This window comes from Aeromicrobium sp. 10G20-16, from assembly GCF_055809665.1.
On record NZ_CM147919.1, the window covers coordinates 2142077 to 2154953 of the forward strand.

The window sequence follows — 12877 nt, forward strand, 5'->3', positions numbered from 1 at the left end:
GTGAAGCTCATCCTCACCCACGAGGTCACCAACCTCGGATCCCCCGGCGACATCGTCGAGGTCAAGAACGGCTACGGCCGCAACTACCTGCTGCCGCGCAACTTCGCCATCCGTTGGTCCAAGGGCGCAGCCAAGCAGGTCGAGTCCATCCAGGCCGCTCGTGAGTCCCACGCGATCCACGACCTCGAGGAGGCCACGAGCCTCAAGGGTCGTCTCGAGGCCGCGCCGGTCAACGTGCCGGTGCGCTCCGGCGCCGGCGGACGCCTGTTCGGTGCCGTCACGGTCGCCGACATCGCCGAGGCCATCACCGCCCAGGGCGGCAGCGTCGACAAGCGCCGCATCGAGATCGGCAACCCGATCAAGGCGGTCGGCCCCTACGAGGTCGCGGTGCGTCTGCACCCCGAGGTGAGCGCGACGGTCAAGCTCAACGTGGTCGCCTCCAAGTAGGACCGATGACGGACCGGTGCTCGCCCTCGCGAGCGCCGGTCCGTCGTTCCTTTTCCCCCGTGCGCCCCCCTCGCCGACTCCCCCTGCTCGTCGCCAGCACTCTGCTGCTGGCGGGGTGCAGCCTGCTGCCCGGCGGCGGGAGCGATGACGGACCCGCTCGGTCGGGCAACCCCGATGCCGCCCCGGCCGCGGTCGGGTGGAAGCCGGTCCCGCGCGACGCGGTCGCCACGGGCGGCACCCTGCGCCTGGCTGCCGCGGCCCTGCCGGAGAACTTCAACCCGCAGCACGCCTCCAACGCCGAGTCCGAGGCGGCGCGCATCCTGCAGCCCACCGTGGGCTCGGCCGTGCGCATCACCGCCGACGGCGGCTGGGAGGTCGACCCCGACTACGCGCGATCGGTCGAGATCGTCGACCGCGATCCGTTGACCATCCGGGTCGACCTGAACCGCAGTGCCGTCTGGCAGGGTGGCACCGCGATCACCGCCCGCGACATGATCGCGTTCTGGAAGGCCCAGAACGGCTCCAGCCAGAAGTTCGAGGTGCTCAGCACCCGCGGGTACGCCGACATCACCGACGTGAAGCAGGGCGACGACCCGTACACGTACACCGTCCGGTTCGCCGATCCCACCACCGACTGGCCGCGCTACGTCTACCCGCCACTGCCCGCCAACGTCTCGTCCAGCGCGAAGCTGTTCAACACCGCCTTCACCGACCGCGCGATCCCGTCCAACGGCCCCTTTCGGGTCGCGTCGATCGACCGCGCCAAGGGACGAGTGGTGCAGGAGCCGAACCCACGGTGGTGGGGTGCCAAGCCGCGGCTCGAGCGCATCGTCTGGCAGGCCGCCACCACCCCGGTGCAGCTGAAGGCGTTGCGCGCAGGAGACCTCGACGCCGTCGACGTGCCGCCCAGCATGATCTCCGACATCGACACGACCAAGCTCGACGACTCCGTCGAGCTGCGCGTCTCGGCCGGAACCGAGTGGACCCAGCTCACGATGAACGGCGCGACCGGGCCCCTGAGTGACGTCAAGGTGCGCCGGGCGGTGGCCCTGGCGCTGGACCGTCGGGCGATCGCCGCGGCGCAGAGCCGTCCGGTCGGCTCGACTCCGCAGGTGCTGGGCAGCTTCATCCTGCTGCCCGGGCAGGCGGGGTACGTCGACCAGTCCGACCTGATCGCGCCGGACCCGGCCGAGGCCGGCCGTCTGCTCGACTCGGCCGGCTGGGTGGCCGGGGCCGATGGCGCTCCCCGCACTCGCGACGGCAAGGCGCTGACCCTCGTCATGCCCGTGCCGGCGGCCACCAGCACTATTCGCTCGCGCGCCTCGATGATCGCCGGCCAGCTGGCCAAGGTCGGGATCGACGTCACGCTGCAGACCGTTCCGGACGAGCAGTTCTTCACCGATCGGATCATCCCGCTCGACTTCGACCTGGCCACCTTCAGCCATGAGGGCGGTCCGTTCCCGGTGGTCGACGCCAAGCGGTTGTTCTACCCGATCGACTCGGGGCAGAACTTCACCGGCGTCGAGGACGACCAGCTGGCGGGCGCCTGGAACAAGGCCATCGTCGCGCTCGACGACACCGAGCGGTTCCGAGTCGTCAAGGTCCTCGACAAGCGACTGTTCCGCGACGTCCCCCTGGTGCCGCTGGGAGTCTCGCCCCACGTCGCGCTGGTGCAGCAGAAGGTGGCCAACTACGGCCCCGCCCAGTTCATGGCCCCGGACTGGACCGCCGTCGGATTTCGGAGCGACGACGCCGGCTGACCACGTGCTGGACAGTGTGGGACTTTTCTCTTGTCCACACAGGTCGGACCACATCACCGCAGGTCAGAGCCCTGGAGCACGTGATAAATCATTGTTCTCCACATGGTTGTCCACGGCTCGTGCACAACTCGCACGGCGTTTTGCACACGCTGGCTCCACTTGCTCACAGGGGGTGTGCGTCGCGGGCTGTTGCTCGGTGGTCCGCGGCCCCTAAGGTCAGGTGGTTCCCGGTCGCGCGTGCGCGGATCTGTCGGTGGGAACACCTAGCGTGAGCAACGAAGCACCGCGACCTGCGGCACACCAGACCTGAGGGGGTCCAGCCTCGATGAGCGTGGCCGATCTGTACGAGCCCGAGGCCGGTGACGGCACGGGGGGTGCCAGCGCCTACGTGCCGCCGCAGGACATCGCCGCCGAGCAGAGCGTGCTCGGAGCGATGCTGCTCAACAAGAACGCCATCGACCCGGCCGCCGACATCCTCCAGGGCCGCGACTTCTACCGGCCCTCGCACGAGCTGATCTTCGACACCATCACCGGACTGGCCGCGCGCGGCGAACCGGCCGACGCCATCACGGTCGCTGCCGAGCTGCAGCGGCGCGGCGAGGTCGCGCGCGTCGGTGGCGCGCCGTACCTGCACACGCTGGTCTCCGGCGTCAGCATCGCGGCCAACGCCGACTACTACGCCCGCATCGTGCACGAGAAGGCCGTGCTGCGTCGCCTCGTCGAGGTCGGGCAGCGCATCTCCCAGCTCGGCCAGGCCGGCCAGGGCGAGCTCGCCGACATCGTCGACCGCGCCCAGGCCGAGGTGCTCGACGTCGACGGCTCGCGCAACGCCGACGACTACAACCTCATCTCGACGCTGATCCCCACCACGATCGACGAGATCGAGGAGCTGCAGCAAGCGCTCGGGAGAGATCCACGGCGTCCCGTCGGGGTTCCCCGACCTCGATCGGGTCACCACCGGCTTCCGCGGCGGTCAGATGATCGTCGTCGCCGCCCGACCCGGTATCGGCAAGTCCACCCTCGGCCTGGACTTCTGCCGTGCGGCGTCCATCCGGCACAAGCTCACGTCGGCGATCTTCTCGTTGGAGATGACGGCCTCGGAGATCACCACCCGACTGCTGTCGGCCGAGGGCAAGGTCAACGTCAGCGCCATGCGCGGCGGCCAGATGTCGGACAACGACTGGCGCAAGATCGGCAACGTGGCAGCCAAGGTCACCGGCGCACCCATCGTCATCGACGACAGCCCCAACATGACGATGCCCGAGATCCGCTCCAAGGCCCGTCGCATCCAGAAGGAGCACGGCCTCGACCTCCTCGTCATCGACTACCTGCAGCTGATGACGTCGGGCAAGAAGGTCGAGAACCGCCAGGTCGAGGTCTCGGAGTTCTCCCGCCAGATCAAGCTGCTGGCCAAGGAGCTGAACATCCCGGTCGTCGCCATCAGCCAGCTGAACCGTGGTTCGGAGCAGCGCACCGACAAGACCCCGATGATCTCGGACCTGCGTGAGTCCGGCTCCATCGAGCAGGACGCCGACGTCGTGCTGCTGCTGCACCGCGGCCAGCGCGACGGTGACGAGGGTGGCGGAGACGACGGGCCGCGCATCGGCGAGGCCGACATCATCGTGGCCAAGAACCGTTCGGGTCCGACCACCAAGGTCGCGGTCAGCTTCCAGGGGCACTACTCGCGGTTCACTCCCATGGCGCACGACGACGTTGCGCCCCCGGCGGCTGCGGCCGGCGACTTCTTCTGAGTCGGCGCGCCTAGCGGTACGTGATCACCGACGGGTACGGCTTGATCAGCTTGTAGGTGCCGTTCACCGTGAACATCGGGCGGTCACGCGTCTTGTCCTGGATCCAGCCGAACTGGGCCCCCGCGGGAGCACCCGTGCGAGCGGCCGACCAGGCGGCGAGCTTGGTCGCCGGGGTGCCGGTCGTGTCGACCTCCAGCACGACGGCGAGCTCGGGGCGCGTGGTGTCGATGGCTGAACGGTTGCGGATGCTGGCCGGTGACGTCTCTCGAATCGTGAGCAGCTTCTGGGGCAGGGCGTTCTTCGACGTCAGGTCAGCCAGCCAGGTGACCACCTGGTTGACCTCGTCCGCGGTGACGACACCGGTGCCCGCCGTCGGGTCCTTGCCGGCGGCGGCCCGAAAGCCGGGCTCGAGGGTGAGGCCGACGTTCTTGCGCATCAGCAGGTCCTGGTACACCTTGGCCTGCTGCACGAAGGTCGAGCTGCCCGGCTGCAGGTCGATCAGCACGTAGAGGCCGGCCTTCTCGGCGGCATCGATGACCGGCTCGAGGTCAGCCGGTGCGACTTCGTCGGAGTGGTTCTTGTCGGCGCCCGCGGTGGCTGACGCGGTCGTCGCCACGATCTGGAACATCGGCACGACCGGCAGGGAGTCGTTGGCGGCGAACCGGGCAGCCGCCTGCTTGATCAGTCGGATCGACGCCTGGGTGTTCTGCTGTCCGAGCATGCCTGAGTCCGGATCGCCGATCTTGCCGTGCAGCCCGACGAACCGCCGACCCGGCAGCGCGAGGTAACCGCCGCCGATCTGGGTGGCGTCGTTGCGCACGACCGACAGCGAGTACGGGAGTGTCTGGCTGAACTGCGAGCCGAGGGCGATGACCGGCGAGTCCGGACGCTTGGCGAGGACGGCTGCGGTCTTGGGGTCGGCCCGCAGGTCGCCCGTCGCGGTCTGCACCACGGTCGCGCCGGCGATGCCGGCGCTCGCAGCGGCGACGTCGAAGGTCCGGGCGGACGTCATCAGCACCACCGCGTCCACGGCCTGCTGCGCCGACTGCTGCGGGTCGGGAGTCGATTCGTCTCCGCCGAGCTCGGCGATCTGGCTGTCGAGCGCTCCGGCGTCGGACTCGGCGGCGACGGCGCCGATCACCGGCGTGACGGTCCCGAACGTGAGGACCCGCGACGTGCGCAGCCGCGCGAGCTCGGCCGCAGCGGCGGGGTCGTCCAGCAGGACCGGGACCTTCAGTCGGGTCGCGGCCGCGATGGCGGCCTTCGTGTCGGCCGGGTCGTCGTCGGTGAGGACGGCGAGGTCCGCAGACGCGAACAGCCGGTTCGACACGGCGATCGCCGCCTGGGCCGGCGTGCTGAGGTCGACGACCTCGACGTCTCGGCTGGGGGTGCTGGTGACGGTTCCCTGGGGTGCCTGCGCCGCCGGTTCGGCCGGCGTGCGGTCACGCACGGTGGCGAAGCCGAGCAGCCCGACCGCGACGGCCGCGGCGATCGCGACAGCGACCTTCTGGCGTCTCGGTGCCCTCAAGGTCCATCCCCTGGCTGGTCTGATCGGTGTTCGGTGGCCCGTTCTGGTGCCGAGCCCCCATGAAGGAGAGCCCTCGACCCCCCGATCATGACGCGGGCGACTCGCCCCACAGGAGGGTGTCGGTCCTACAGTGGCCACATGAATGCTGAACAGAGCTCCACGCACGAACGTCGCATCATCGACGCGGTCCGTCCGCAGCTGTACATCGGTGGCCAATGGCGCGATGCCGAGGGCGCCGCGACCTTCGAGGTCGACGACCCGTCGACCGGGCAGGTGCTGGTCGAGGTGGCCGATGCCTCGGTGGCCGACGGTGCCGCTGCACTCGATGCCGCGGTCGCCGCGCAGGCGGACTGGGCCGCCACCGCCCCGCGTGATCGCGGCGAGATCCTGCGGTCGGCCTTCGAGCTGATCACCGCCAACGCCGACGACCTGGCGATGCTGATGACCCTCGAGATGGGCAAGCCGCTGAGCGAGTCCAAGGCCGAGATCGCCTACGGTTCGGAGTTCTTCCGCTGGTTCAGCGAGGAGGCCGTGCGCATCTCGGGGCGCTACTCGATGGCGCCGAACGGACAGACCCGCCTGCTGACGCTCAAGCAGCCGGTCGGCCCCTGCCTGATGATCACCCCGTGGAACTTCCCGCTCGCCATGGGCACGCGCAAGATCGGCCCCGCGATCGCCGCCGGGTGCACCATGGTCGTCAAGCCGGCCCAGCAGACGCCGTTGACCATGCTGAAGCTGGCCGAGCTGCTCGAGGAGGCCGGCCTGCCCGCCGGTGTCCTCAACGTGGTGACCACCTCCGCGACGGCCGACGTCATGGGTCCGCTGATCCAGGACCCGCGACTGCGCAAGCTCACCTTCACCGGGTCGACCCCCGTGGGTCGCAGCCTGATCGAGCAGAGCGCCCAGGGCGTGCTGCGTGTCTCGATGGAGCTCGGCGGCAACGCGCCCTTCGTGGTCTTCGACGACGCCGACCTCGACCGTGCCGTCGAGGGCGCGATGCTGGCCAAGATGCGCAACGTCGGTGAGGCCTGCACCGCAGCCAACCGGTTCATCGTGCACGAGTCGGTGGCCGAGGAGTTCGGGCGCAAGCTGGCCGAGAAGATGGCCGCCATGACGGTGGGCCGCGGCACCGAGGACGGCGTGCAGGTCGGCCCGCTGGTCGACCAGAAGCAGCGCGACAAGGTCGCCGACCTGGTCGACGACGCGATCGCCAAGGGCGCCACGGTGCTGACCGGCGGCGCGCGTCCGGACACCGACGAGTACGGCACCGACACGTACTACCCGCCCACCGTGCTCACCGGCGTCTCGCGCGACGCCGAGGTCGCCACGGAGGAGATCTTCGGCCCCGTGGCACCGATCTTCACCTTCCGCGACGAGCAGGAGGGCATCGACATGGCCAACGACACCGAGTACGGCCTGGTCGCGTACGCGTTCACGCAGGACCATGCGCGGGTGGTGCGGGTCTACGAGGGCCTGCAGACCGGCATGGTCGGCATCAACCAGGGCATCGTGTCCAACCCGGCCGCGCCGTTCGGTGGCGTCAAGGCCAGCGGCTACGGCCGCGAGGGCGGCGCCGAGGGCATCGAGGAGTACCTGGAGACCAAGTACGTGGGGCTCGCGCTGTAGCTCAGGGGGTCTCGACGGTCGGTCGGGTGCTGCGGGTGAACTGCTCCATGTACAGCCGCGCGTACAGGCCTCCCCCGTCGAGCAGGTCGTCGTGGGTGCCCTGCTCGACCAGGCGGCCGTCCACGAGGCCGAAGATGACGTCGGCGTTCTGGATCGTGGACAGGCGGTGCGCGATCGCGATGGTCGTGCGGTCGTGCATGGCGCGGTCGAGCGCCTCCTGCACCAGCCGCTCGGTCTCGGTGTCGAGCGCCGACGTGGCCTCGTCGAGGATCAGGATCCGGGGATCCATCAGGAGCACACGGGCGATCGCGAGACGCTGCTTCTCGCCACCGCTGAGCCGATAGCCGCGCTCCCCGGTGATGGTCTCGTAGCCCTCGGCGAAGCTGAGGATCCGGTCGTGGATGTTGGCGTCGCGTGCGGCTCGCTCGATCTCGGCCGCGGTGGCGTCGGGTCGTGCGTACGCGATGTTGTCGCGGATGGTGCCGTGGAACAGGTAGGGCTCCTGCGTCACCATCCCGACGGACTGGGCCAGTGAGCCCGTCGTCAGGTCGCGCACGTCGTGACCGTCGATCAGCACCGCGCCCTCGGTGACGTCGTAGAACCGTGGCACGAGGTAGGTGGTGGTGGTCTTGCCCGATCCGGACGGCCCCACGATCGCCGCGAGCTGGCCCGGCTGCACGCGCAGGGACACGTCCTGCAGGGCCCACCCGGAGCCCTCGGGAGTGTCGGCGCGGTCGATGCGAACCCCGGTGTCGCCGAAGCGGTCGCGGTTGACCGTGCCGGACAGGGCGCGCGGCTCCGGGTAGCGGAACCACACGTTGCGCAGCTCGATCTCGCCGCGCAGGGCCGCGGGGTCCAGCTCCGTGGCACCCGGTCGTTCGGTGATGGCCGGCTGGAGGTCGAGGTACTCGAAGATCCGGCGGAACAGGGCCATCGACGTCTGCACGTCCAGCGTGACCCGCATCAGCTGCAGCAGGGGCATCTGCAGCCGGGCCTGCAGCGTCGTGAACGCCACCAGGGTCCCGGCGGTGATGGTCGCACCGCCGAAGGAGCCGGTGATGATCAGCCCGGCGACCAGGTAGATCAGGGCGGGCGTGATGGCGAAGAACGTCTGCACCGTGGCGAAGAACGCGCGACCGGTCATGGCCTGGTCGACCTGCAGGCGGGTCTGCTGGCGGTTGGCCTCCCGGTAGCGCTCGACCTCCGACTCGGCCCGGTTGAACACCTTGGACAACAAGATGCCCGAGACGCTCAGGGCCTCCTCGGTGATGGCGGTCATCTCCGACAGCGACTCCTGCGTGCGCTTGGCCAGCCGCCGGCGTCGCTTGCCGACCTGCAGCTGGATCGCGATGAACAGCGGCATCAGGATCAGCGTCAGGACGGTCAGCTGCCACGACAAGATGACCATCGAGACGAACGCCGCGGTGACCGTGACCGAGTTCTGCAAGATGGTGGTGGCGGTGTCGGTCAGCACCGTCCGGACCCCGGCGACGTCGTTGGCGAGGCGCGACTGGATCGAGCCGGTCTTGGTGGCGGTGAAGAACGCCAGCTCCATCTTCTGCAGGTGGGCGAACAGGTCGCCGCGCAGATCGGCCATCGCCGAGTTGCCGATCGTGGCGGTCAGCCAGTTCTGGACGATGCCGATCAGGGCCGTGGCCACGGGGATCAGGCACATGGCCAGCACCAGCCACCCGAGCAGGTGCAGTCGTGGTCCGCCGGACGGCGGGAAGAGCGCGCGGTCGAACACCGCCTTGGTGAGGAACGGGACGATCGAGGTCAGGACGGCGGAGACGACGACCGCGACCGCGACCCAGATGATCTTGGCCCGGTACGGACGCAACATCTGGGCGATGCGCCCCAGCGCCGGCTGCTCCGGTGCCTCGCCGGACGGGCTCATCAGTCCTCGATCTTGCTCAGCACCAGCTCGACCGTCTCGTCGGTCACGGGCACCAGGTCGGTGGTGCCCCACAGGCCGAGGTCGGTGCGCAACGCCGCCCACAACAACAGGTGGCCGTCGGCGTTCAGGAAGGCCGGATCGGCGTGCATCGTGAACGGGATGGGCACGCCCCCGGCCTGCACGGCGGTCGCTGCCAGCACCTCGCCGGTGGAGTCCACGAGCTTGACGCTGGCGATGCTGCCGTCCGGCACCGCGATGCGCTCGCGGATGGTGACGGTGCCTTCGATGGTCATCAGCGGCTGTGAGGTCATGACCTCGATGCTATTCCTGCAGGCGTGAGAGCGCGTCGAGCATGGAGGCCGGCTCGCGCCCGGTCAGGTGCCGGACGTCGTCGGTCACGTGGCCGTGCTCCCCGTGGCGGATCGCGCGGTACATCGACAGCCAGGCCTCCAGCTCGGGCTCGGGGGCCCGGTACCCGGCCCGGCTGGCCCGGGCCTCGTCCTCGGTCTCGTTGATGAAGTGATAGGTCTCGCCGTGGACCTTCGTCAGCACGGCAGCGATGTCGTCGAAGGCCATCGCCTCCGGCCCGGTCAGCTCGTAGACCTGCCCGACGTGGGCTGCCGGGTCGGTCAGCACGGCTGCGATCGCGGCGGTGACGTCGTCGCGGTCGACGGCGGCGACGCGGCCGTCGCCGACCGGAGCACGGAACTCGACGCCGCGACACAGCTGGTACAGCGTGTCGGCGAAGTAGTTGGGCCGCACGATCGTGACGTCGAGCTCGGTGGCGGTCAGGTAGTCCTCGGTGTCGGCGTGCTGCCGCGAGAAGGCGCCGGTGCCGTCGCGACGAGCGCCCACGAAGGACTGGTACACGACCTGGCGGACGCCGGCCTGGACCGCGGCGTCGACGAGGTCGTGGTGCGTGACGGTGCGGTCGGAGCCGTCGATGAGCGGAACCATGAACAGCGTGTCCACACCCTCGAGGGCGTTCGCCGCCTGGCGCACGTGGCCGTAGTCGGCCTCGACGACCTCGGTCCGGGGCAGGTCCGGCGCTCGAGCGACGTCTCGGACGAGCAGGCGGGCGTCGATGCCGGCGTCGGACAGCAGCTGCGCGACTGCGCCTCCGACGTGCCCGGTCGATCCGGTGATGGCGACGAGTGACATGGCAGTTCCAGGTGGGAGTGGTGGTGCGAAGGCAGTGCGACCGTATCGCGATGCCCGTCAGTTCACAGAAAGCGACGAAGGCGCAGGCTGTTGGTCACCACGAACACCGAGCTGAACGCCATCGCGAGGCCGGCGATCATCGGGTTGAGCAGCCCGGCGGCCGCCAGCGGGATGGCTGCGACGTTGTAGGCGAACGCCCAGAACAGGTTGCCCTTGATGGTGCGCAAGGTGGCGCGCGACAGGCGCACGGCGTCGACGGCGGTGGCGAGATCACCCTTGACCAGGGTCAGGTCGGACGCCTGGATCGCGACGTCGGTGCCGGTCCCCATCGCGATGCCGAGGTCGGCGGCCGCCAGCGCCGCGGCGTCGTTGACGCCGTCGCCGATCATCGCCACCGTCCGGCCCTTGCCCTGCAGGTCGGTGACGACCTGCAGCTTGTCAGCGGGCGTCACGTCCGCGACGACGCGATCGATGCCCACCTCGTGCGCGACCCGCTCGGTCACGGCGCGGGCGTCCCCGGTCAGCAGGAGGGGTTCCAGGCCGAGTGCGCGCAGGTCGGCGATCGCCTGCCGCGACGTGTCCTTCACGGTGTCGGCGACGGTGATCGAGCCACGGAAGGCGCCGTCCCACGCGACGGCGACGCCGGTGACGTCGAGGGGCACGTCGATGCCGCGCTCGCGCAGCCAGGCCGGTCGACCGGCAGCGGCGCGGTGTTGTTCGACCGTGCCGGTCACGCCGAGGCCGGCGTGGTTGGCGAAGTCCGTCACCGCGCCGGGATCGGCGAGGGTGGCGATCGCACGTGCGACCGGGTGCTCGCTGGCGTGCTCGAGGGTCGCAGCGATGCGCCGCAGGTCAGCCTCGGCGACGCCGGGCGCGGGATGGACGGCCGTGACCGACATGCGGCCGGTGGTGACCGTGCCGGTCTTGTCGAGCACCACGGTGTCGACGACTCGCGTGGACTCCAGCACCTGCGGGCCCTTGATCAGGATGCCCAGCTGGGCGCCGCGTCCCGTGCCGACCATCAGGGCCGTCGGTGTGGCGAGTCCCAGTGCACAGGGGCACGCGATGATCATGACCGCGACGGCGGCGGTGAAGGCGTGCTGCGTGGAACCACCGGCGAGCAGCCACCCGGCGAGCGTGCCCAGCGACAGCACGATCACGGCAGGCACGAACCACGACGACACCCGGTCGGCGAGCCGCTGCACCTCGGCCTTGCCCTCCTGGGCCTGCTCGACCAGCCGAGCCATCTGCGCCAGCCGGGTGTCGGCGCCGAGCGCGGTGGCGCGCACGACCAGTCGGCCGCCCTGGTTGACGGTGGCGCCGGTGACCGCGTCGCCGACGGCGACCTCGACCGGGACGGACTCGCCGGTCAGCATCGACTCGTCGACGGCCGACGCACCCTCGATGACGATGCCGTCGGTCGCCACGCGCTGACCAGGGCGGACGGTGAACTCGTCGCCGACCACGAGGCCGGCGGCCGCGTCGTCCTCCAGGGCCATCAGGGCGCGCAGGGCCGCGCTGGACTCGCGCTTGGCGTTGGCCTCCAGGTAGTGGCCGGCGAGGATGAACACCGTGACGGCGCTGGCGACCTCGAGGTAGATCTCGTCGGCCCCTCCCCCGGTCCACGACCAGTCCATGGTCATCCCGACGCGTCCGGCGTCCCCGAGGAGCAGCGCCCACAGGCTCCACAGGTAGGCGGCACCGACGCCGAGGCTGATCAGCGTGTCCATCGTGACGGCGCCGTGCCGGGCGTTGAGCACCGTCGAGGCGTGGAACGGGTAGGCGCACCACAGCACCACCGGGGTCGCCAGGACGAGCGCAAACCACTGCCAGCCGGAGAACTGCAGGGGCGGGATCATCGACAGCACCGCGACCGGCACCGTCAGGATCACGCCGACCCGCAGGCGGCGCAGCATCGACTCGCGCCCGTGCAGGCCACCGGACCCGTCGGAGGCGGGTTGCTCGCCGCGCACCGAGGCGGTGTATCCCGTCCGGTCGACGGTGTCGATCAGGGTCTGCACGTCGAGCTCCTCGGGTGCCTCGACGCTGGCCTTCTCCGTCGCGTAGTTGACGGTGGCGGTGACACCGTCGAGCGCGTTGAGCTTGTGCTCCACGCGCATCGCGCACGAGGTGCACGTCATGCCGTGCACGTCGAGGGTGTGGCGGCTCATGCGCTCAGCTCGTAGCCCGCCTCGTCGATCGCGGCGGCGACGGCTTCGGGGTCCGGCCGCTCGACGCTCTCGACGCTCACCGTCGAGGTGCCCTCGGCGACGAGGTCCACGGTGACACCGGTGACGCCCTCGATCCCGGTCAGCTCGTCGGTGACGGCCCGCACGCAGTGCTCGCAGGTCATGCCGTCGACACGGTAGGTGGTGATGGTCATGGGCTCCTCCTCAGGACTTGACGAGGCGGGCGATCGCGTCGGACGCCTCGCGGATCTTGTCGGTCGGGTCGCCGTCGCGGGCCGCGTCGACCACGCAGTGCGACAGGTGCTCCTCCAGCAGCTTGAGCGCGACGGCCTCGAGCGCCCGGGTGGTCGCCGACACCTGCGTGAGCACGTCGATGCAGTAGGTGTCCTGCTCGACCATGCGCGTGAGGCCACGCACCTGGCCCTCGACGCGACGCAGGCGCTTGAGCACGGCGGACTTGTCGTCGCTGTAGCCGGGGATGTCATCCATGACTCCACCATACCCCTAGGGGGTATAGA

The 12877-nt window shown here is 70.0% G+C and carries 10 protein-coding genes and 1 pseudogene; 4 read left to right on the forward strand and 7 right to left on the reverse strand.

The features are described 5' to 3' along the window. From rplI to dnaB, 3 genes and pseudogenes are all read left to right on the forward strand, one after another. Entirely contained in the window at positions 1-447 is a 447-nt protein-coding gene (rplI, locus tag AC0L5F_RS10875; protein ID WP_473313377.1) for a 50S ribosomal protein L9, read from the forward strand. A gap of 59 nt (positions 448-506) precedes the next feature. Then, the gene (locus tag AC0L5F_RS10880; protein WP_473313378.1) at positions 507-2207 is read left to right on the forward strand and encodes an ABC transporter family substrate-binding protein; all 1701 of its coding nucleotides are present in this window, start codon (positions 507-509) and stop codon (positions 2205-2207) included. Between the two features lie 325 nt (positions 2208-2532). Beyond that, a pseudogene (gene dnaB, locus AC0L5F_RS10885) lies at positions 2533-3958 on the forward strand (replicative DNA helicase). 10 nt (positions 3959-3968) lie between these two features. On the opposite strand, the gene AC0L5F_RS10890 reads toward dnaB, so the two are convergent. After that, complete coding sequence (locus tag AC0L5F_RS10890; RefSeq protein ID WP_473313379.1) at positions 3969-5486, reverse strand: hypothetical protein; 1518 nt, start codon at positions 5484-5486, stop codon at positions 3969-3971. A 138-nt stretch (positions 5487-5624) separates the two neighbouring features. Between AC0L5F_RS10890 and AC0L5F_RS10895 the strand changes: the two genes are divergently transcribed. Beyond that, a complete protein-coding gene (locus AC0L5F_RS10895) occupies positions 5625-7112 on the forward strand; it encodes an NAD-dependent succinate-semialdehyde dehydrogenase (RefSeq protein ID WP_473313380.1) in 1488 nt (495 codons plus the stop codon). Between the two features lies 1 nt (position 7113). Here the strand turns inward: AC0L5F_RS10895 and AC0L5F_RS10900 are convergent, their stop codons facing one another. The 6 genes from AC0L5F_RS10900 to AC0L5F_RS10925 all read right to left on the reverse strand — a co-directional run bounded on the left by AC0L5F_RS10900 (position 7114) and on the right by AC0L5F_RS10925 (position 12848). Continuing rightward, positions 7114-9009 (reverse strand): ABC transporter ATP-binding protein, encoded by a 1896-nt coding sequence (locus tag AC0L5F_RS10900; RefSeq protein WP_473313381.1) that lies wholly within the window; start codon positions 9007-9009, stop codon positions 7114-7116. After that, positions 9009-9320, reverse strand: a complete 312-nt coding sequence (locus AC0L5F_RS10905; protein WP_473313382.1) for a YbaY family lipoprotein — start codon at positions 9318-9320, stop codon at positions 9009-9011. The genes AC0L5F_RS10900 and AC0L5F_RS10905 overlap by 1 nt, the downstream gene beginning before the upstream one ends. A 10-nt stretch (positions 9321-9330) precedes the next feature. Beyond that, positions 9331-10170, reverse strand: a complete 840-nt coding sequence (locus AC0L5F_RS10910; protein ID WP_473313383.1) for an SDR family oxidoreductase — start codon at positions 10168-10170, stop codon at positions 9331-9333. 62 nt (positions 10171-10232) lie between these two features. Then, positions 10233-12341 (reverse strand): heavy metal translocating P-type ATPase, encoded by a 2109-nt coding sequence (locus tag AC0L5F_RS10915; protein ID WP_473313384.1) that lies wholly within the window; start codon positions 12339-12341, stop codon positions 10233-10235. Continuing rightward, the gene (locus AC0L5F_RS10920; RefSeq protein ID WP_473313385.1) at positions 12338-12553 is read right to left on the reverse strand and encodes a heavy-metal-associated domain-containing protein; all 216 of its coding nucleotides are present in this window, start codon (positions 12551-12553) and stop codon (positions 12338-12340) included. Before AC0L5F_RS10920 ends, AC0L5F_RS10915 begins: the two co-directional genes overlap by 4 nt. A 10-nt stretch (positions 12554-12563) precedes the next feature. Next, positions 12564-12848 (reverse strand): metal-sensitive transcriptional regulator, encoded by a 285-nt coding sequence (locus tag AC0L5F_RS10925; RefSeq protein WP_473313387.1) that lies wholly within the window; start codon positions 12846-12848, stop codon positions 12564-12566. Between the last annotated feature and the right edge of the window lie 29 nt (positions 12849-12877).